The sequence below is a fragment of the Micromonospora sp. DH13 genome (genome assembly GCF_020873825.1).
GTDB classification, from domain to species: Bacteria; Actinomycetota; Actinomycetes; order Mycobacteriales; family Micromonosporaceae; genus Micromonospora; species Micromonospora haikouensis.
On sequence record NZ_JAHWGR010000034.1, the window covers coordinates 53110 to 72266 of the forward strand.

Annotated in this window: 17 protein-coding genes; 1 reads left to right on the forward strand and 16 read right to left on the reverse strand. The window is 74.2% G+C overall.

Features of this window, described 5'->3' with window-relative positions:
- Positions 1-68: 68 nt before the first annotated feature.
- The 15 genes from LPA42_RS26865 to pyrR form a co-directional block, all read right to left on the reverse strand.
- A complete protein-coding gene (locus LPA42_RS26865; RefSeq protein ID WP_077939417.1) occupies positions 69-1052 on the reverse strand; it encodes an AAA family ATPase in 984 nt (327 codons plus the stop codon).
- A 137-nt stretch (positions 1053-1189) separates the two neighbouring features.
- Positions 1190-3163: a primosomal protein N' gene (locus tag LPA42_RS26870; RefSeq protein WP_077939416.1), complete on the reverse strand. Its 1974-nt coding sequence runs from the start codon at positions 3161-3163 to the stop codon at positions 1190-1192.
- Positions 3160-4353 (reverse strand): methionine adenosyltransferase, encoded by a 1194-nt coding sequence (gene metK / locus LPA42_RS26875; protein ID WP_043967984.1) that lies wholly within the window; start codon positions 4351-4353, stop codon positions 3160-3162. The genes LPA42_RS26870 and metK overlap by 4 nt, the downstream gene beginning before the upstream one ends.
- Positions 4354-4395: 42 nt before the next feature.
- Positions 4396-5646: a bifunctional phosphopantothenoylcysteine decarboxylase/phosphopantothenate--cysteine ligase CoaBC gene (coaBC, locus tag LPA42_RS26880; RefSeq protein ID WP_077939415.1), complete on the reverse strand. Its 1251-nt coding sequence runs from the start codon at positions 5644-5646 to the stop codon at positions 4396-4398.
- 15 nt (positions 5647-5661) lie between these two features.
- Positions 5662-5925, reverse strand: coding sequence for a DNA-directed RNA polymerase subunit omega (rpoZ, locus tag LPA42_RS26885; protein WP_007075826.1), 264 nt, complete (start codon positions 5923-5925; stop codon positions 5662-5664).
- A gap of 79 nt (positions 5926-6004) precedes the next feature.
- Positions 6005-6538 (reverse strand): guanylate kinase, encoded by a 534-nt coding sequence (locus LPA42_RS26890; RefSeq protein WP_077939414.1) that lies wholly within the window; start codon positions 6536-6538, stop codon positions 6005-6007.
- Between the two features lie 49 nt (positions 6539-6587).
- Entirely contained in the window at positions 6588-6905 is a 318-nt protein-coding gene (gene mihF / locus LPA42_RS26895) for an integration host factor, actinobacterial type (RefSeq protein ID WP_007075824.1), read from the reverse strand.
- A 179-nt stretch (positions 6906-7084) separates the two neighbouring features.
- Positions 7085-7921, reverse strand: a complete 837-nt coding sequence (gene pyrF / locus LPA42_RS26900; RefSeq protein ID WP_077939413.1) for an orotidine-5'-phosphate decarboxylase — start codon at positions 7919-7921, stop codon at positions 7085-7087.
- Between the two features lie 108 nt (positions 7922-8029).
- Positions 8030-9304: an adenosylmethionine--8-amino-7-oxononanoate transaminase gene (locus LPA42_RS26905; protein WP_077939412.1), complete on the reverse strand. Its 1275-nt coding sequence runs from the start codon at positions 9302-9304 to the stop codon at positions 8030-8032.
- Positions 9305-9353: 49 nt separating this feature from the next.
- The gene (locus LPA42_RS26910) at positions 9354-10400 is read right to left on the reverse strand and encodes a quinone-dependent dihydroorotate dehydrogenase (RefSeq protein WP_077939411.1); all 1047 of its coding nucleotides are present in this window, start codon (positions 10398-10400) and stop codon (positions 9354-9356) included.
- Between the two features lie 25 nt (positions 10401-10425).
- Positions 10426-13803, reverse strand: a complete 3378-nt coding sequence (carB, locus tag LPA42_RS26915; RefSeq protein ID WP_077939410.1) for a carbamoyl-phosphate synthase large subunit — start codon at positions 13801-13803, stop codon at positions 10426-10428.
- A complete protein-coding gene (gene carA / locus LPA42_RS26920) occupies positions 13796-15007 on the reverse strand; it encodes a glutamine-hydrolyzing carbamoyl-phosphate synthase small subunit (protein ID WP_077939409.1) in 1212 nt (403 codons plus the stop codon). The genes carB and carA overlap by 8 nt, the downstream gene beginning before the upstream one ends.
- A gap of 1 nt (position 15008) precedes the next feature.
- Positions 15009-16340, reverse strand: coding sequence for a dihydroorotase (locus tag LPA42_RS26925; protein ID WP_077939408.1), 1332 nt, complete (start codon positions 16338-16340; stop codon positions 15009-15011).
- Positions 16337-17263: an aspartate carbamoyltransferase catalytic subunit gene (locus tag LPA42_RS26930; protein WP_043967966.1), complete on the reverse strand. Its 927-nt coding sequence runs from the start codon at positions 17261-17263 to the stop codon at positions 16337-16339. Before LPA42_RS26930 ends, LPA42_RS26925 begins: the two co-directional genes overlap by 4 nt.
- A complete protein-coding gene (pyrR, locus tag LPA42_RS26935) occupies positions 17260-17847 on the reverse strand; it encodes a bifunctional pyr operon transcriptional regulator/uracil phosphoribosyltransferase PyrR (protein WP_043967965.1) in 588 nt (195 codons plus the stop codon). The genes LPA42_RS26930 and pyrR overlap by 4 nt, the downstream gene beginning before the upstream one ends.
- A 284-nt stretch (positions 17848-18131) precedes the next feature.
- Here pyrR and LPA42_RS26940 point away from each other — a divergent pair, with 284 nt between their 5' ends.
- Positions 18132-18620 (forward strand): transcriptional regulator, encoded by a 489-nt coding sequence (locus LPA42_RS26940; RefSeq protein ID WP_007075816.1) that lies wholly within the window; start codon positions 18132-18134, stop codon positions 18618-18620.
- 114 nt (positions 18621-18734) lie between these two features.
- Here the strand turns inward: LPA42_RS26940 and nusB are convergent, their stop codons facing one another.
- Positions 18735-19145: a transcription antitermination factor NusB gene (gene nusB, locus LPA42_RS26945; protein ID WP_176734315.1), complete on the reverse strand. Its 411-nt coding sequence runs from the start codon at positions 19143-19145 to the stop codon at positions 18735-18737.
- Positions 19146-19157 lie beyond the last annotated feature (12 nt).

Here is a 19157-nt window from a genome sequence, read left to right on the forward strand (position 1 = left end):
CGGGCGGGTCAGGGCCGTACCAGTCTACGGACTGCCCGGGGGCCTCCCCCGCCCGCGACCGGGACGGGTCAGGCGCCGGGCGCCGGATCGCCGGCGAGCACGGCGTCGCCGGCCAGCAGGCAGTGCGCCGGCAACGGCAGGGTGATGCCGTGGGCGGCCTCCCAGTCGTACACGGTGCCGGGGCGGACCTGGGCGGCGAAGTAGTCCGCCGCGCTCGTCCCGCCCACCACCGGCTCGTCGACCTCGGCGACCAGGCGGGCGGGCACCAGCGGGAAGCCGTTGCGGATGGCCGCGCTGAGCCGCCGGTGGCCGTCGACGACGAAGAAGTATTCCCCGGTGAAGCCGATGGTCAGGGGCTCCAGCGCCTCGTCGCCGGCGGCGGCGACCTCGTCGACGAAGCCCGCGTCCCACAGGCCGCGCAGGGCACCGATGTCCTCGGTCGGGTAGACCCGGGTCGGGTCGAGCAGCAGCAGCGGCGGGGCGTCGCGCAGCACGTCCGCGCCGAGCCGCCCCTCGTAGACGTCGATGATGTGGCCGATCACCTGCTCCGGGTTGGCCCGGGTGGAGTCGCAGATCAGGTCGTAGTTGCGCAGCCGGGCCTTGTCGACGCCGTAGCGGACGATGAACCGGCCCCGCTCGCTCTCGCTGCGCTCGCGCAGCTTGGCCCTGGCCTCCTCCAGCGAGGTGTAGCTCTCGGCCGGGCCGGAGGGGCGGGCCAGGACCCGGCGGGCCGCCTCGGTCGGCTCGGTGATCATGTGCACCTTGAGCGCGTCGGTGAAGAAGTGCCAGGCGAGCCGGGAGTCCATGACCAGGCTCTCGCCGGAGGCCGCGATGTCCTGCTGGAGCTGGTCGACGTAGCCGTCGACGGCCTGGTCCAGCTCGGCGTGCAGGTTGAGCTGGAGCGCGGTCATCTGCCGCTCCTGCGCCATCTGGCGGTAGAGGTCGCCGACGCTGACCCGGCGCAGCCCGAGCCGCTTGGCGATCTCGACGGACACGGTGCTCTTGCCGCTGCCGAGGTCACCGTTGAAGACGATCGATTGACGAACGGTCACGACTGGTCCACCCCTGATCACCGGCTGACTGGCGTCGTCGACGTGGCGTCGTACCGACACGCCGTCGTGCGCCCGGGCATGACGGGCGATGCTATCACGCAGCGGCGACCACGGATCGTGACCGCCACTCCGATCGACTAGAACAGCGAAAGAGGGTCGATCTGGACGCGGACCGGATCGGCGGCCTTACGGAGAGTGCGCGCCCCGGCGGCTGCGTGCAGCGCCTCGGCGAGGGCCGCCGCCCGGGCCCGGGGCACCCGGACGAGCATCCGCTCCTTCTCGCCGTCGGCGGGGACCGGGCCCAGCACCTCGGCCGCCTCGGGCAGCCGGGCGGCGGCCAGCAGGTCGGCCACCGCGTCGGGCGGGCCGGTGACGCTGGCCATCCGCACCGCCGGCGGGAACCCCAGCTCGCGGCGCTCGGCCAGCTCCCGGGCGGCGAACCAGGCGGCGTCCCAGCGCAGCAGCGCCTGCACCGGCGCGAGGGCGCCGTCGGCGACCACCACCACCCGGCCGCCGGCCGTCGCGGGTCGGGCCAGCGCGGCGGCGGCCAGCCAGCGGCGCAGCGCCTCCTCGCCGGCCCGCAGGTCGGCCCGGGTCAGCAGGGCCCACGAGTCGAGCAGCAGCACCGCGCCGTAGCCGCCGTCGGCGATCGGCTCGGCCCCCGGGGTGGCCACCACGAGGCCCGCGCCGCCGGGCACGGTGGTGAGCACCTCCTCCCGGCCGGAGGTGCGCACCGGCACCCCGGGGAAGGCCCGGCCCAGCTCCTCGGCGGTGCGCCGGGCGCCGGTGACGGCCGCGCGCAGCCGCCGCCCGCCGCACTCCGGGCAGGCGTACGCGGCGGCGATCCGGCCGCACCAGCGGCAGGCCGGTGTCCCCCGCGCCGACGGCAGGGCGAGCGGGCCGGCGCAGTGCGGGCAGCGGGCCGGGGTGCGGCAGTCCGCGCAGGAGATCGACGGCAGGTAGCCGCGGCGGGGCACCTGGACCAGCACCGGGGCGTCGGCGCCGAGCGCGTCCCGGGCGGCGGCCCAGGCCAGGCTGGGCAGCCGGGCCGTCGCCGCGCCGGGATCGCGGGCCAGCTGCGGGTCGTCCCCGGTCGGCGCGACGGCGGGGGTACGCGCCCGCACGGTGGCCCGGTCGGCGACCACCTCCCGCGCCCAGCCGGTCTCCACCAGCAGCTGCGCCTCGGCGCTGCGGGCGTACCCGCCGACCAGGGCGGCCGCGTCGGCGAGCCGGGCGCGGGTGAGCAGCACGTCGCGGGCGTGCGGGTAGGGGGCGCGCGGCTCGGCGTGCAGGTCGTCGCCGTCGTCGACGATGGCGACCAGGCCGAGCCGGGCCACCGGGGCGAACATCGCCGCGCGGGTGCCGATGACGACCGGCACGTCCCCGCGCCGGGCGGCCAGGAACGCGCGGTAGCGGCGGGCGGGGCCGAGGGCGGCGGAGAGGCTGACGTGCCGCCCGGGGCCGAGGGCGGCGGTCAGCGCCGCGTCGAGGCGGTCGAGGTCCCGGGCGTCGGGCACGACCAGCACCGCGCCCCGCCCGCCGGCCACCGTGGCGGCGACCGCCTCGGCGTACCGGGCGGGCCAGTCCTCCCCCGGCAGCGCGGACCAGACCGCCCGGGCGGGGCGGCCCTCGGTCAGCGCCCGCAGGAACGCCGGCCCGGCCGGGTACGCCCGCCAGCCGGCCGCCTCCGGCGGGGCCAGGGGCGCGGGCGGCTCCGGCGGGACGTGCGGCTCCTTCTCCACCCGGGCGTGCCGGGGCGGCACGGCCAGCCGGAGCACGTCGGCGAGGCTGCCGGCGTACCGGTCGGCGACGGCCCGGGCCAGCCGGACGACCTCGTCGGCGAGCACGGGCTCGGGCGAGACGAGCCGGTCGAGGTAGGCGAGCTTGCCGGTGTGCCCCGAGTCGTCGGCCCGTTCCAGCAGCCAGCCGTCCACGAGCTGGCCGGCGAAGCGCACCTTCACCCGGGTGCCGGGGACGGCCGCGTCGGCCAGCTCGGCGGGGACCAGGTAGTCGAAGGGGCGGTCGAGGTGGGCCAGGGGCACGTCGACACAGACGCGAGCGACCGGCGACCCGTCGGCGGGTCGCCGGTCGCCGCGCGTGTTGCTGGTCAGGCTCCCGCGGCCGACTTGAGGTCGGCGGCCCGGTCGGTGCTCTCCCAGGTCAGCTCGGGCAGTTCCCGGCCGAAGTGGCCGTACGCCGCGGTCTGCCGGTAGATCGGGCGCAGCAGGTGCAGGTCCCGGATGATGGCGGCCGGGCGGAGGTCGAAGACCTCGGTCACGGCCTTCTCGATCGAGGCGACCGGCACGGTCTCGGTGCCGAACGTCTCGATGAACAGGCTCACCGGGTGCGCCTTGCCGATCGCGTACGCGACCTGCGCCTCGCAGCGCTCGGCGAGGCCGGCGGCCACCACGTTCTTGGCGACCCAGCGCATCGCGTACGCCGCCGAGCGGTCCACCTTGGACGGGTCCTTGCCGGAGAACGCGCCGCCACCGTGCCGGGCGTACCCGCCGTAGGTGTCGACGATGATCTTCCGGCCGGTGAGGCCGGCGTCGCCCATCGGGCCGCCGATCTCGAACCGCCCGGTCGGGTTGACCAGCAGCCGGTAGCCGTCGGTGTCCAGGCCGAGGCTCTCCAGCTCCGGCGCGATGACGTGGTCGCGCACGTCCGGGGTGAGCAGCGAGTCCAGCGAGATGTCGGCCGCGTGCTGGCTGGACACGACGACGGTGTTCAGCCGGACGGGGCGCAGCCCCTCGTACTCGATGGTGACCTGGGTCTTGCCGTCCGGCCGCAGGTAGGGGATCGTGCCGTCCTTGCGGACCGCGGTGAGCCGGCGGGCGAGCCGGTGCGCCAGGGCGATCGGCAGCGGCATCAGCTCGGGCGTCTCGGAGCAGGCGAAGCCGAACATCATGCCCTGGTCGCCGGCGCCCTGGGCGTCCAGCGCGCTCTCCGACGAGCCGGTGCGCAGCTCCATCGCGTTGTCGACGCCCTGCGCGATGTCGGGGGACTGCGCGCCGATGGAGACGCTGACGCCGCAGGACGCGCCGTCGAAGCCCTTCTTCGACGAGTCGTAGCCGATGTCGAGGATCGTCTCCCGCACGATGGTCGGGATGTCGGCGTACGCCTTGGTGGTCACCTCGCCGGCCACGTGCACCTGGCCGGTGGTGATCAGGGTCTCGACGGCGACGCGGCTGTGCGCGTCCTGAGCCAGCAGTGCGTCGAGAATGCCGTCGCTGATCTGGTCGGCGATCTTGTCCGGGTGGCCTTCCGTGACCGATTCGGACGTGAAGAGGCGGCGTGTCACGGCACTCCTAAGTTATGGAAAAGTCGTTCCGCGGAAGTGTAGTCATCCGACCTCTAACCGCGCTGAAACGGTGGGTTCCCGGTCACTGGTCGGGAAGGTGGGCCAGCGCGCCACGACGAGGTCCCAGACGCCGTCGGCCAGGTCCTCCTTGGACTGCTCGGCCATCGGGTGCACCGAGCCGTCCGCGCCGATGACGGTCGCCGCGTTGGTCTCGGCGCCGAAGACCTTGTCCGGCCCGACCTCGTTGATGACGATGAGGTCGGCCCGCTTGCGGGCGAGCTTGGCCCGGCCGTTGGCCTCGGCGTCGCCCGTCTCCGCGGCGAACACCACCAGCACCTGCCCGGGCCGGCGTTGCCGGCCCAGCTCGGCGGCGATGTCCGGGTTGGTGACGAGGTCGATCGTAGGTGCCCCGGCGTCCGATTTCTTGATTTTGGCCGACGTGTAGGTGGCGGGTCGGAAATCCGCGGGCGCGGCGGCCATCACCACGGCGTCCGCGCCGGCCGCCGCACGGAGCGTGGCCTCGCGCAGTTCCTCGGTGGTGCCGACCCGCACCAGGTCCACGCCGGCCGGGTCGGCGAGCGCCACGTTGGCGGCGACGAGGGTGACCCGGGCGCCCCGGGCGACCGCCGACCGGGCGAAGGCGTAACCCTGCTTGCCGGAGGAGCGGTTGCCGAGGAACCGCACCGGGTCGAGCGGCTCGCGGGTGCCGCCCGCGGTCACCACCACGTGCCGGCCGGCGAGGTCGGCCGGGGCGTGCGGGCCGCGGGCCAGGGTCCGCCGGGCGACGGCGAAGATCTCCGCCGGGTCGGGCAGCCGGCCCTTGCCCGTGTCGGCGCCGGTGAGCCGGCCGACGGCGGGCTCGACGACGCGGACGCCCCGGGAGCGCAGCGTGGCGACGTTGGCCACGGTGGCGGGATGCTCCCACATCTCGGTGTGCATCGCCGGGGCGAGCAGCACCGGGCACCGGGCGGTGAGCAGGGTGTTGGTGAGCAGGTCGTCGGCGAGGCCGTGGGCCGCCTTGGCGAGCAGGTCGGCCGTGGCCGGGGCGACCACCACCAGGTCGGCCCGCTGGCCGAGCCGGACGTGCGGGACCTCGTGCACGTCGGCCCAGACGTCGTCGGCGACCGGCTGGCCGGACAGGGCGGCCCAGGTCGGCGCCCCGACGAAGCGGAGCGCCGACGCGGTGGGCACCACGCGGACCCGGTGGCCCGACTCGGTGAAGAGCCGCAGCAGCTCACACGCCTTGTAGGCGGCGATGCCGCCGCCGACCCCGAGGACGATCTCGGCGGACATCGGCGTGCGGCGCGGTTACGGCTGGTCGGTCGGCTCGGCGGTGAGCAGGCCCGCGTTGATCTCGCGCATGGCGATGGAGAGGGGCTTCTCCTGGGGGGTGGTCTCCACGAGCGGGCCGACGTACTCCAGCAGGCCCTCGCCGAGCTGGCTGTAGTAGGCGTTGACCTGGCGGGCGCGCTTGGCAGCGAAGATCACCAGGGCGTACTTCGACGTCGTCTTCTCGAGCAGCTCGTCGATCGGCGGGTTGGTGATGCCCTCGGGGTTGGCGATGGATCCCACGAAATAACCTCTGCGTCTGTCGTCACCGCGCGGACGCGGTTCGTCTGGCCCCACCACGCGGACGCGGTTGGTGGGTCACTCAGCCGCTCCGCCGCGGTCGGGCCGGAGCCAGATGGGAAGAACCGAACAAGCCTACCAGCTCATCCACCGCCCGCTCGGTGTGGTCGTGCGCCACGACGTGCGCGTCGCCGGCCGGGTCGACCGCCTCCGGCCGCCAGCCGGGCGGGGCGAGCAGGACCAGCCGGGCGTCGGGGTGCGCCGCGCGGACCGCGAGCGCACCGGGCAGGTCGAGCGGGAGGAGCACCGGACGGCCGGCGGCGAGCCGCCCGGCCACCGGCGGGGCCGGGGTGCCGCGGGCGTACGGCCCGATGCGGGCCCACTCCAGCAACAGACCGGCGGCGATCAGCCGGTCGAACGCCGCCGGGGCGAGGAAGACCCGGTCGACGCCGTCCACCTCGCCCGCCCGGCGGGGCCGGGTGGTGGCCGGCACCGGGATCCAGACCGACGGAGAACGCGCCCGGAACGGCTCGACGACACTGCCCACGCCGGCCCCGGAGGGACCGGTCAGGACGGTGAGCCGAGCCGCCGGGCGCGCCTCGTCATCCGTGCTCACGGCTCGTTTCTACACGGCGCCGTGCGCGGCCGGCGGCGAACCGCCGGGCTCAGTTGGCGGCGAACTCGCCGAGCAGGGCCTTGCGCTGCTGCTCGCCCAGACCACGCAGGCGACGGCTGTCGGCGATCTTGAGCTTCTCCATGATCTGGGTCGCCCGGATCTTGCCGATGCCCGGCATCGCCTGCAGGACGGCCGAGACCTTCAGCTTGCCGACGACGTCGTCGCCCTCGGCCCGCTCCAGGACCGCGGCGAGGGTGGTCTTGCCCTGCTTGAGCTGCTCCTTCAGCTCAGCGCGGGCCTTGCGGATCTCCGCAGCCTTCTCGAGCGCAGCTGCGCGCTGCTCGGGGGTAAGTGACGGGAGGGGCACCAGTTCTCCTCAGGTCCTTGTCGCGACGGGCGGGACGCCACGCCGCAGATGTGAAACGTGGAGTCGCCGGAAACCAAAGGGGTCCGTGGTTCCCAGCGCGGGGAAAACTAGCGGTCGCGGACGCATTCGGCAACGTGGGCACGCCACGACCACGGCAAAATGACCGAGCCGTCACTCAGTCAGGAGCCGCCGAGGGCCGCCTTGCAGTCGGCCAGGGCCCGCTGTGCGGCGGCCCGCAGGGCGGCCACGTCGGGCCCGGCGTGCAGCACCTCGCGGGAGTACGACGGCAGGACCCACGGCAGGCTCGCGCCGAACACGGTCCGTAGGTCCGCGGCCGTGGCGCCCTGCGCGCCGAGCCCCGGGGCGAGCAGCGGGCCGCGCACCGCCGACAGGTCGTGGCCGGTGTCGCCGATGGTCGCCCCGACCACCAGACCGAAGCTGCCCAGCGTCTGCGCACCCCGGTTGAGCTGGGCAATCTCGTCGATGACCGCCTGCGCGACGGTGCGCCCGTCGGCGCCCACGGCGCGCTGCACGGCGGCCCCCTCGGGGTTGGAGGTGAGCGCCAGGACGAACACCCCGCCGCCGTGCGTGGCGGCGAGCTCGAACATCGGGGCCAGCGACATTACTCCCAGGTAGGGGCTCGCGGTGACCGCGTCGACATACAGCGGGCTGGATGGATCAAGGTACGCGGAGGCGTACGCGGCGACGGTGGAGCCGATGTCTCCGCGCTTGACGTCGAGCAGAACGAGCGAGCCACAATCCCGCAACTGTCGGATAGTTGACTCTAGCACCGCCACGCCCCGCGCTCCGAAGCGCTCGAAGAACGCCGACTGGGGCTTGACCACCGCAACCTGGTCGCCTAGGGCCTCCACCACGGTGCGGCAGAACCGCTCCAGACCGTCGACGTCGTCCGTCAGCCCCCAGCGGGTCAGCAGCCCCGGGTGCGGGTCGATGCCCACGCAGAGCGGACCGCGCTGCGCCATCGCCCGGTGCAACCGGTCACCGAAGGTCTCCATCCGCGCCTCTTCCTCTCGACTCCTCCGGGCGCCCGGCGTCCGCCGGCGCGCCACGCCTGTCCGATCACGGTCATGCGGCCACCCCGCGCGGCCGCCCGGGAACGCCGGTCAGCCGGCCGCCACGGCGGCGGCCATCCCGGCGGCGATCCGGGCGACGTCCGCGTCGTCGGCGACGTACGGCGGCATGGCGTAGACCAGGTCGCGGAACGGCCGCAGCCACACCCCCCGGTCCACCGCCGCGGCGGTCGCCGCCGCCAGGTCCACCTCGTGGTCGAGCTGGACCACCCCGATCGCGCCCAGCACGCGGACGTCCGTCACCCCGGGGGCGCCCCGCAGCGGCTCCAGGCCGGCGCGCAGGGCCGCGCCCACCCTCGACACCTCGGCCGCCCAGTCTCCGGCCCGCAGCAGGCCGATGGAGGCGTTCGCGACCGCACAGGCGAGCGGGTTGGCCATGAACGTGGGCCCGTGCGCGAGCACCCCGTCGCGGGAGATGCCCGCCGCCACGTCCGCCGTGCACAGCGCGGCGGCCAGCGTCAGGTAGCCGCCGGTGAGCGCCTTGCCGACGCAGAGGACGTCGGGGCTCACCCCGGCGTGCTCGGCGGCGAACATCGTGCCGGTGCGGCCGAAGCCGGTGGCGATCTCGTCGAAGACCAGCAGCACCCCGTGGGCGCGGGTCACCTCGCGCAGCACCCGCAGGTAGTGCGGGTGGTGGAAGCGCATCCCGCCCGCGCCCTGGACCACCGGCTCCACGATCACGGCGGCCAGCTCGTGCGCGTGCCGCGCCACCGCGTCGGCCAGCGCCGCGCAGTACGCGGGGTCGGGCGGGGCGTCGAAGCCGGCCGGCGGCACGGGCGCGAAGACCTGCCGGGGCAGCACGTCGCCCCACAGGTGGTGCATGCCGCCCTCGGGGTCGCACACGCTCATCGGGTGGAAGGTGTCGCCGTGGTAGCCGCCCCGCCAGGTGCCCAGCCGCCGGCGCTCCGGCCGCCCGAGCGCCCGCTGGTACTGCAGGCACATCTTCACCGCCACCTCGACGCTCACCGAGCCCGAGTCGCACAGGAAGACCCGTTCCAGCCCCTCCGGAGCCAGCTCGACCAGCGTCTGCGCCAGGCGCACGGCCGGCTCGTGGGTGAGCCCGCCGAACATCACGTGGCTCATCCGGCCGAGCTGGTCGACGACCGCCGCGTCCAGCACCGGGTGCCGGTAGCCGTGGATCGCCGCCCACCACGACGACATCCCGTCCACCAGTTCCCGCCCGTCGGCCAGCCGCAGCCGTACCCCCCGCGCGCCCGCCACCACGTACGGGGGCGTCGCGGGGGGCAGCGGCGCGTACGGGTGCCACACGTGTTCCCGGTCGGCGGCGAGGATCTCCTCCGGCGTCACCCGCGCCCCCTCCGGCCCCCGGCGGGACCCGCTGTGGCCGGCTCCCCGGTCACGACCGCCCGCCCGACGGCACCGGCGCGGGCAGCGGGCGGGCGGCCCGGGCGGCGGCGCGGACGAGGCCGGGGCCCCGGTAGATGAAGCCGGTGTAGAGCTGCACCAGGGCCGCCCCGGCGTCGAACATGCGCGCGGCGGCGTCGGGGTCGACGATGCCGCCCACGCCGATCACCGGCAGCCGCCCGCCGGTCTCCCGGTGGACGAACGACACCACCGCGCGGGCGCGCGCGGCCAGCGGACGCCCCGACAGGCCGCCCGCCTGCCCGCCGCGCTCCCGGTCGGCGGGGGCGAGCCCGTCGCGGGCCAGGGTCGTGTTGGTGGCGATCACCCCGGCCGCCCCCCGGTCGAGGCAGACCTCCAGCAGCTCGGCGATCGCCGGCTCGGTGAGGTCCGGGGCGATCTTCACCAGCACCGGCTTCTCCCCCACCAGGGCCGCCAGCAACGCGTCCAGGTGGGCGCGGTCCTGCAACGAGCGCAGGCCCGGCGTGTTGGGCGAGGAGACGTTCACGGCGAAGTAGTCGCCGTGGTCGCGCAGCGCCCGGTAGGAGGCGAGGTAGTCCTCCACGGCCTCGTCCAGCGGGGTCACCTTGGACTTGCCCAGCGAGATGCCCAGCGGCGCGCCCACCGGGCGGGGCAGCGCCGCCAGCCGGTCCGCCAGGGCCCGCGCCCCGGCGTTGTTGAAGCCCATCCGGTTGACCACGGCCTCGCTGTCGCGCAGCCGGAACAGCCGGGGCCGGGGGTTGCCCGGCTGTGCGTGCGCGGTGACCGTGCCGACCTCGACGAAGCCGAAGCCCAGCGCCGGCCACGCCGGCAGCGCCGCGCCGTCCTTGTCCATCCCGGCGGCCAGCCCCACCGGGTTCGGGAAGTCCACCCCGAACACCGTCCGGGGCGCCCGCACGGCGTAGCGGGCCCGCAGCGCGGCGAGCGCCACCGGCGAGCGCGACACAGCGGCCAGCCGGCGCAGCGTCCACTCGTGGGCGGCCTCGGCGTCGCCGCCGCCGAGGCGGAACAGGCCGGGCCGCACCACCCGCTCGAAGATCACCGGGCGCTCCCCGGCGTCCCGGCGGTCACTGGGCGGCCCGCAGGGTGGCGTGCAGGTCCTGGAGGGGACGCACGGTCATGTCGCCGCGGATGCGGGCCTCGATGCCCATCACCGCCGCCGCCGCGCCGGGCACCGTGGTGATGCACGGGATGTCCGCCGTCACGGCCGCGCTGCGGATCTCGTAGCCGTCGGAACGGGCGCTCGCCCCGGAACCCTGCGGCGTGTTCACCACCAGCGCCACGTCGCCGGCGAGGATCATCGACACCGCGTCGGCGCCCGCCCCGGCCTCGTAGTGCTTGCGGATCTGCTCGCAGGCGATGCCGTGCCGGCGCAGCACCTCCGCCGTGCCGGCGGTCGCCACGATCTCGAAGCCCAGGTCGGCCAGGCGCTTGATCGGGAAGATCATCCCGCGCTTGTCCCGGTTGGCCACCGAGACGAAGATCCGCCCGGACGTCGGCAGCGACCCGTACGCGGCGGACTGGCTCTTGGCGAAGGCGTGCCCGAACTTGGTGTCGATGCCCATCACCTCGCCGGTGGACTTCATCTCCGGGCCCAGCAGCGAGTCGACGCCCTTGCCGGTCGGGGTGCGGAACCGCTTGAACGGCAGCACCGCCTCCTTCACCGCGATCGGCGCGTCGGCCGGCAGGGTGCCGCCGTCGCCCGTCGGCGGGAGCAGCCCCTCGGCGCGCAGCTCGGCGACCGTCGCGCCGAGCGCGATCCGGGCCGCCGCCTTGGCCAGCGGCACCGCCGTGGCCTTCGACACGAACGGCACCGTCCGCGACGCGCGGGGGTTGGCCTCCAGCACGTACAGCACGTCGTCCTTGAGGGCGTACTGGACGTTGAGCAGGCCGCGCACCCCCACGCCCCGGGCGATGGCCTCGGTGTAGCGGCGCACCTGCGCCAGGTGCGAGCCGGCCAGCGTCATCGGCGGCAGCACGCAGGACGAGTCGCCGGAGTGGATGCCGGCCTCCTCGATGTGCTCCATCACCCCGCCGAGGTAGACCTCGCCGTCGGCGTCGCAGAGGGCGTCCACGTCGATCTCGATGGCGTCGTCGAGGAACCGGTCCACCAGCACCGGGTGGTCCGGGGAGATGTCGGTGGCCCGCCCGATGTAGTCGCGCAGCGTCGGGTCGTCGTAGACGATCTCCATGCCCCGCCCGCCGAGCACGTAGGACGGGCGGACCAGCACCGGGTAGCCGATCTCGGCGGCGATCGCCTTCGCCTCCTCGTAGGAGGTGGCCATGCCGTGCGCCGGGGCGCGCAGCCCGGCCCGCGCCAGCACCGCGCCGAACGCGCCGCGCTCCTCGGCCAGGTGGATCGACTCCGGGGAGGTGCCCACGATCGGCACGCCCGCGTTCTTCAGCCGCTGCGCCAGGCCCAGCGGGGTCTGCCCGCCGAGCTGCACGACCACCCCGACCACGCCCGGCCCGCCGGCCGCCTTGCCGGACGAGTCCTCGGAGTGCCAGACCTCCAGGACGTCCTCGAAGGTCAGCGGCTCGAAGTAGAGCCGGTCGGCCGTGTCGTAGTCCGTCGACACGGTCTCCGGGTTGCAGTTGACCATGACGGTCTCGTAGCCGCCACCACCGGCCGCGGCCGACCCGACGGGCGCGGCGCGCAGCGCCTGGACGGCGTGCACACACGAATAGTCGAACTCGATGCCCTGGCCGATCCGGTTCGGCCCCGAGCCCAGGATGATCACCTTGGGCCGGGCCGACGGCGCGACCTCGGTCTCCGAGTCGTACGTCGAGTAGTGGTAGGGCGTGGTCGCCTCGAACTCGGCGGCGCAGGTGTCCACCGTCTTGTAGACCGGGCGGACGCCGAGCCGGTGGCGCAGGGTGCGTACGCCGTCCTCGGCGGCCAGCTCGGGGCGCAGCGCGGCGAGCTGCCGGTCGGACAGGCCGGCCCGCTTGGCGCGGCGCAGCAGGTCCACGTCGAGCACCGGGGCGTCGACGATCTCGGCGCGCAGCTCCACCAGCGAGGCGATCTGGTCCAGGAACCACGGGTCGATCCCGCCGGACGCGGCGGAGACCTCCGCGACCGACGCGCCGAGCCGCAGCGCCCGCTCCACGGTGTAGAGCCGGCCGTCGTGCGGCGTGCCCAGCGCGGCGAGCGTGTTCTCCTTCGTCGCACCCTCCGGGTCCGGGGTGGTCCAGAAGCCCGACGCCTTGGTTTCCATCGAGCGCATCGCCTTGTTGAGCGCCTCCGTGAAGTTGCGCCCGAGGCTCATCGCCTCGCCGACCGACTTCATGGTGGTGGTCAGCTCCGGGTCCGCGCCGGGGAACTTCTCGAACGCGAACCGGGGGATCTTCACCACCACGTAGTCCAGGGTCGGCTCGAACGCCGCCGGGGTCTTCAACGTGATGTCGTTGGGGATCTCGTCGAGGGTGTAGCCGATGGCCAGCTTCGCGGCGATCTTCGCGATCGGGAAGCCGGTCGCCTTCGAGGCCAGGGCCGACGAGCGCGACACCCGGGGGTTCATCTCGATCACCACGATCCGGCCGTCGGCCGGGTTCACCGCGAACTGGATGTTGCAGCCGCCGGTGTCCACCCCGACCTCGCGCAGCACCGCGATGCCGAGGTCGCGCAGGTTCTGGTACTCCCGGTCGGTCAGCGTCATCGCCGGGGCGACGGTCACGCTGTCGCCGGTGTGCACGCCCATCGGGTCGACGTTCTCGATCGAGCAGACGACCACCACGTTGTCGTGGCGGTCGCGCATCAGTTCGAGCTCGTACTCCTTCCAGCCGAGGACGCTCTCCTCGATGAGCACCTCGTGCACGGGGCTGGCGGCCAGGCCCGCACCGGCGATGCGCTGCAGGTCGGCGTCGGTGTGCGCCATGCCGGAGCCGAGGCCGCCCATCGTGAACGACGGCCGGATCACCACCGGCAGGCCCAGCTCGGCGACCGTCGCCTCGACCTCGGCCATCGAGTGGCAGACCCGCGAGCGGGGCACCAGGCCCGCCGGGTCGGCCAGCCCCAGGCGTACGCCCGCCTTGGCGACGATGTCCTTGAACAGCTGCCGGTCCTCGCCCCGGTTGATCGCCTCGATGTTCGCGCCGATCAGCTCGACGCCGTACTTGTCGAGCACGCCCGCCGCGTGCAGGGCGACCGCCGTGTTCAGCGCGGTCTGCCCGCCGAGGGTGGGCAGCAGCGCGTCGGGGCGCTCCTTGGCGATGACCAGCTCGACGAACTCCGGGGTGATCGGCTCGACGTACGTGGCGTCGGCGAACTCCGGGTCCGTCATGATCGTCGCCGGGTTGGAGTTGACCAGGCTGACCCGGACCCCCTCGCTGCGCAGCACCCGGCACGCCTGGGTGCCGGAGTAGTCGAACTCGCAGGCCTGCCCGATGACGATCGGCCCCGAGCCGATCACCATGATGTGCTTGAGATCGGTCCGCTTAGGCATGCGCGCGCCCCTCGCTGTTGCTCCGGCCCTCGCTGGGCCGCTGGTCGGGGGCACGGCCCTCGATCAGCTCGGCGAATCGGTCGAACAGGTAGTCCGCGTCGTGCGGGCCGGCCGCCGCCTCCGGGTGGTACTGGACGGTGAAGGCGGGCACGTCGAGCGCCCGCAGCCCCTCGACCACGTTGTCGTTGAGGCAGACGTGCGACACCTCGACGCCGCCGAACTCGGTGTCGATCACCTGGTCGGGCACGACCGCGCCCTGCCCGGCGCCGGGCTCCTGTTCGCGGCCCGGCCAGGCGACCGCGAAGCCGTGGTTGTGGCTGGTCACCTCGACCTTGCCGGTGGCCCGGTCGAGCACCGGCTGGTTGATGCCCCGGTGGCCGTAGCCGAGCTTGTAGGTGCCGAAGCCCAGCGCCCGGCCGAGGATCTGGCTGCCGAAGCAGATGCCGAACAGCGGGATCCGCCGGGTCAGCACCTCCCGGGCCAGCCCCACCGGGCCGTCGGCGGTCGCCGGGTCGCCCGGACCGGGCGAGAAGAAGACGGCGTCCGCGCCGGTGGCGAGCAGGTCGTCGATGCTCGACCCGGCGGGCAGCACGTGGGTGGTGACGCCGCGCGCGGCGAGCCGGCGCGGCACGTTGCGCTTGATGCCCAGGTCCAGGGCGGCCACCGTGAACCGGTGGGTGCCCTCGGCCTCGACGACGTACGGCTGCGCGGTGCTCACCTCGGCGGAGAGGTCCGCGCCGACCATCTGCGGCGACTGGCGGACCCGGGCCAGCAGGGCGCGCGGGTCGTCGTCGACGCTGGAGATGCCGACCCGCATCGCGCCGCGCTCGCGCAGGTGCCGGGTCAGCGCCCGGGTGTCCACGCCGCTGATGCCGACCACGCCCTCGGCGGCGAGCCGGTCGGCCAGCGTGCCGGTGGACCGCCAGTTCGAGGGGACCCGGGCCGGGTCGCGCACCACGTAGCCGGCGACCCAGATCCGGGCGGACTCGTCGTCCTCGGCGTTGACGCCGGTGTTGCCGATGTGCGGGGCGGTCTGCACCACCACCTGCCGGTGGTAGGACGGGTCGGTCAGGGTCTCCTGGTAGCCGGTCATGCCGGTGTTGAAGACCGCCTCGCCGAACGTCTCGCCGACGCTGCCGTACGCCTCGCCGTGGAACGTACGCCCGTCCTCCAGGACCAGGATCGCGCTCCTGCGCTTCTCCATATTAGTTAACAGCCTTTCCGTCCAGGACCGTCGGCTCGCCGCGCAGGAAGGTCGCCACGATGCGACCCGGCAGCGTCATGCGGGCGTACGGGGTGTTGCGACTGCGGCTGGCCAGCTCCGCGGGCTCGATCACCCGGCGGGCCGCCGGGTCGACCAGGGTCAGGTTGGCCGGCACGCCGGGGGCCGGGTCGACGCCGTGGCCGTCGAGCCCGGCGATGCGGGCCGGGGCGCGCGACATGCGCTCGGCGATCAGGTCCCACTGCGGGCCGAGCACGTCCAGGGCGATCGACAACGCCGTCTCCAGGCCGAGCATGCCCGGCCGGGCGTACGCCCACTCGCACTCCTTGTCCTCCACGGCGTGCGGGGCGTGGTCGGTGGCAATGACGTCGATCACACCCTCGGCCAGCGCGGCGCGCAGCGCGGCGATGTCGGTGGCCGTGCGCAGCGGCGGGTTGACCTTGAACACCGGGTCGTAGGCTCCGGCGGGGCTCCAGTTGTTCGCGAGTGCGGGGCTGGCAAGCTCACTCCTCCCGCTCACGACCGCGTCCGTCAGCAGCAGGTGGTGCGGGGTCACCTCGGCGGTGACGCGTACCCCCCGGGCCTTGGCCTGGCGCAGCACCTCGACGCTGCCGGCGGTGGAGACGTGGCAGACGTGCAGGCGGCTGCCGACGTGCTCGGCGAGCAGCACGTCCCGGGCGATGATCGCCTCCTCGGCGACCGCCGGCCAGCCGGTCAGCCCGAGCCGGGTGGACACCTCGCCCTCGTGCATCTGCGCGCCCTCGGTGAGCCGGGGCTCCTCGGCGTGCTGGGCGATGATCCCGTCGAACGCCTTGACGTACTCCAGCGCCCGGCGCATCAGCTTCGGGTCGGCGACGCAGTGCCCGTCGTCGGAGAAGATCCGCACCCGGGCCGCGGAGTCGGCCATCGCGCCCAGCTCGGCCAGGCGCTCGCCGGCCAGACCGACGGTGACCGCGCCGATCGGCTGCACGTCGACCAGCCCGGCCTCCCGGCCGAGCCGCCAGACCTGCTCGACCACGCCGGCGGTGTCGGCGACCGGGGAGGTGTTCGCCATCGCGCAGACCGCCGTGTAGCCGCCGAGCGCCGCCGCCCGGGAGCCGGACTCCACGGTCTCGGCGTCCTCGCGGCCCGGCTCGCGCAGGTGGGTGTGCAGGTCGACCAGGCCGGGCAGGGCGACCAGCCCGGTGCCGTCGACCTGCGTGGCGTCGGGCGCGGTGAGGCCGGCGCCGGTCTCGGCGACGACGCCGTCGCGGATCAGCAGGTCCGTCGGCGCGGCGCCGACGACGCTCACGTTGGTGATCAGGTACGCGGTCACAGGTTGTTCCCCCCGAGCAGCAGGTAGAGGACGGCCATCCGCACGGAGACCCCGTTGGCGACCTGTTCGACGATGGTGGAGCGGGGCGAGTCGGCGACCTCGGGCGTGATCTCCATGCCCCGGTTCATCGGCCCGGGGTGCATGACGATCGCGTGCTCCGGCAACCGGCGCATCCGGGGCGCGTCGAGCCCGTAGCGGCGGGCGTACTCGCGGGCCGAGGGGAAGTAGGAGTCGGTCATCCGCTCCCGCTGCACCCGCAGCATCATCACCACGTCCACGTTCGGCAGCACGGCGTCGAGGTCGTAGGAGACGTCGATGCCGGGCGCGAGGGCCTGCGCGATGTCGACGGGGATCAGCGTGGGCGGCCCGACCAGGGTGACCTTCGCCCCGAGGGTGGACAGCAGCAGCACGTTGGAGCGGGCGACCCGGGAGTGCAGCACGTCCCCGACGACCGCGACGTGCAGGCCGGCGAGCCGACCCAGCCGGGCCCGCATCGTGTACGCGTCGAGCAGCGCCTGGGTGGGGTGCTCGTGGGTGCCGTCGCCGGCGTTGACCACCGACCCGTCGACCCAGTCGGCCAGCCGGTGCGGGGCGCCCGAGGCGGGGTGCCGGACGACGACCGCGTCGGCCCCCATCGCCTGGAGGGTGAGCGCGGTGTCCTTCAGGCTCTCGCCCTTGGTCACGCTGGAGCCCTTGGCCGAAAAGTTGATCACGTCGGCGCTGAGCCGCTTCGCCGCCGCCTCGAACGAGATCCGGGTGCGGGTGGAGTCCTCGTAAAAGAGGTTCACCACGGTCCGCCCGCGCAGCGCGGGCAGCTTCTTGACCTCGCGGCCGGCGACCGTGGCCATCTCGGCGGCGGTGTCCAGGATCAGAGTGGCGGTGGCGGCGTCCAGGTCGGCGCCGGAGAGCAGGTGGCGGATCATGCGGCGGTCGCCTCCCCGTACAGCCTGACCTCGTCGGCGCCGTCGGTCTCGGCGAGGGTGACCTTCACGTTCTCGGCCAGCGCCGTCGGGATGTTCTTGCCGACGTAGTCGGCGCGGATCGGCAGCTGCCGGTGGCCGCGGTCGACCAGGACGGCGAGCTGCACCGAGGCGGGGCGGCCCACGTCGCTGAGCGCGTCGAGGGCGGCCCGGACGGTGCGGCCGGAGAAGAGGACGTCGTCGACGAGGACGACCCGCTTGCCGTCGATCCCGCCGGCCGGGAGCTGGGTCGGGCCGACCGCGCGGGTGGCGTGCCGGCGCAGGTCGTCGCGGTAGAGGGTGATGTCGAGCACGCCGGCCGGGACGGCGACGTCCTCGAAGGTGCCGATCCGGGCGGCGAGCCGCCGGGCGAGCGGCACCCCGCGGGTGGGAATCCCGAGCAGCACCGTGTCGGCGGCGCCCTGGGTCTTCTCGAGGATCTGGTGTGCGATGCGGTCGACCACGCGCGAGACGTCCGCTGCGGCGAGGATCACCTTCACCGAGGGTTGTCGCGGTGGCGACGTGTGGGCAGCCGACGGGTAGGCCACGGCGGACCTCCTTCCCCGCCTCACGGGACGGGTCGTTAAAGGACGTCTGACGCCTCCGGCGGGCCGCGGGCGACCCGGGCGGGGGCTGCATGCCACGTTACCAGCGGTCATGGGAGGGGCCGACGCCGGCACTGACCCCAGAATCAGGCTGGCGAATCGGGATAACTCCACCCGCCCAGCCCAACGGTAGGGTCACGACCACTTGACCAGTTGTCGCAATCCCCGTACCGTCACGCTCCGTAGCGATCGCGGGGTGAACCCCGAGCAGCACTGGGAGTGTCCGAATGCCCTCTGAATACGCCAAGTCGCTGGGCGCCCGCCTGCGCTCCATCCGCCAGCAGCAGGGCCTGTCCCTGCAGGGAGTGGAGGAGAAGTCCAACGGGCGGTGGAAGGCCGTGGTGGTCGGCTCGTACGAGCGCGGTGACCGCGCCGTCACGGTGTCCCGCCTGGCCGAGCTGGCCGACTTCTACCGGGTGCCCGTCTCCGAGCTGCTGCCCGACGGCAGCGGGGTGCGACACGAGCCCACCAGCAAGATCGTCCTGGACCTGGAGCGGCTCTACGACGACGCCTCCGAGGACCTGGCCTACGTCGCCCGGTACGCCCGCGCCATCCAGCAGCAGCGGGGCGACTACAACGGCCGGGTGCTCTCCATCCGCGCCGACGACCTGCGCGCCCTGGCGATCGTCTACGACGCCTCGCCGTCCGGGCTGATCGAGCGCCTCACCGAGCACGGCGTGCTCGTCGCCGACCCGCGGGCGTTCTTCGCGTCCTGACGCGCCCAGGGGCGCTCCTCGCGCCCTGACAAAGGTCACGCCGAAAGGGCCCGTGCCGCAGGCACGGGCCCTTTTCGACACCGCCACACCGGCCGGCGCCCCGAGGGGCGGCGGTCAGCGGGTGGCGTACTCGGCGATCCGGCCGAGCACCCCGTTGAGGAAGCGCGGCGAGTCGTCGGTCGACATCTGCCGGGCCAGCTCGACGGCCTCGCTGATCGCCACCGCGTCGTCGAGCTCGTCGACGTAGAGCAGCTCGTAGACGGCGATGCGGGCCAGGTTGCGGTCCACCGCCGGCATCCGGTCCAGCGTCCACCCCTCGGCGTAGCTGGCGATCAGCTCGTCGATCCGGTCCAGGTGCGCGGCCACCCCCTCGACGAGGCCGACCGCGTACCCCAGGTGCTCCGGATGGGGCTTCTCGATCCGCTCGACGTAGCCGGCGAGCACCTCCACCGGCGGCCGGTCGCGCAGGTCGGCCTCGAAGAGCACGTCCAGCGCCCGCTTGCGCGCCTTGCGGCGCGCCGGCATCTGCTGCTTGGG

Bases quoted from the DNA above. Each gene is read 5' to 3' on its own strand.
- coaBC (WP_077939415.1), bottom strand. From the start codon at position 5,646: ATGTCCGCCGAGATCGTCCTCGGGGTCGGCGGCGGCATCGCCGCCTAC.
- pyrF (WP_077939413.1), bottom strand. From the start codon at position 7,921: ATGGAGACCTTCGGTGACCGGTTGCACCGGGCGATGGCGCAGCGCGGT.
- carB (WP_077939410.1), bottom strand. From the start codon at position 13,803: ATGCCTAAGCGGACCGATCTCAAGCACATCATGGTGATCGGCTCGGGG.
- carA (WP_077939409.1), bottom strand. From the start codon at position 15,007: ATGGAGAAGCGCAGGAGCGCGATCCTGGTCCTGGAGGACGGGCGTACG.
- LPA42_RS26930 (WP_043967966.1), bottom strand. From the start codon at position 17,263: ATGATCCGCCACCTGCTCTCCGGCGCCGACCTGGACGCCGCCACCGCC.
- LPA42_RS26940 (WP_007075816.1), top strand. From the start codon at position 18,132: ATGCCCTCTGAATACGCCAAGTCGCTGGGCGCCCGCCTGCGCTCCATC.
- nusB (WP_176734315.1), bottom strand. From the start codon at position 19,145: ATGCCGGCGCGCCGCAAGGCGCGCAAGCGGGCGCTGGACGTGCTCTTC.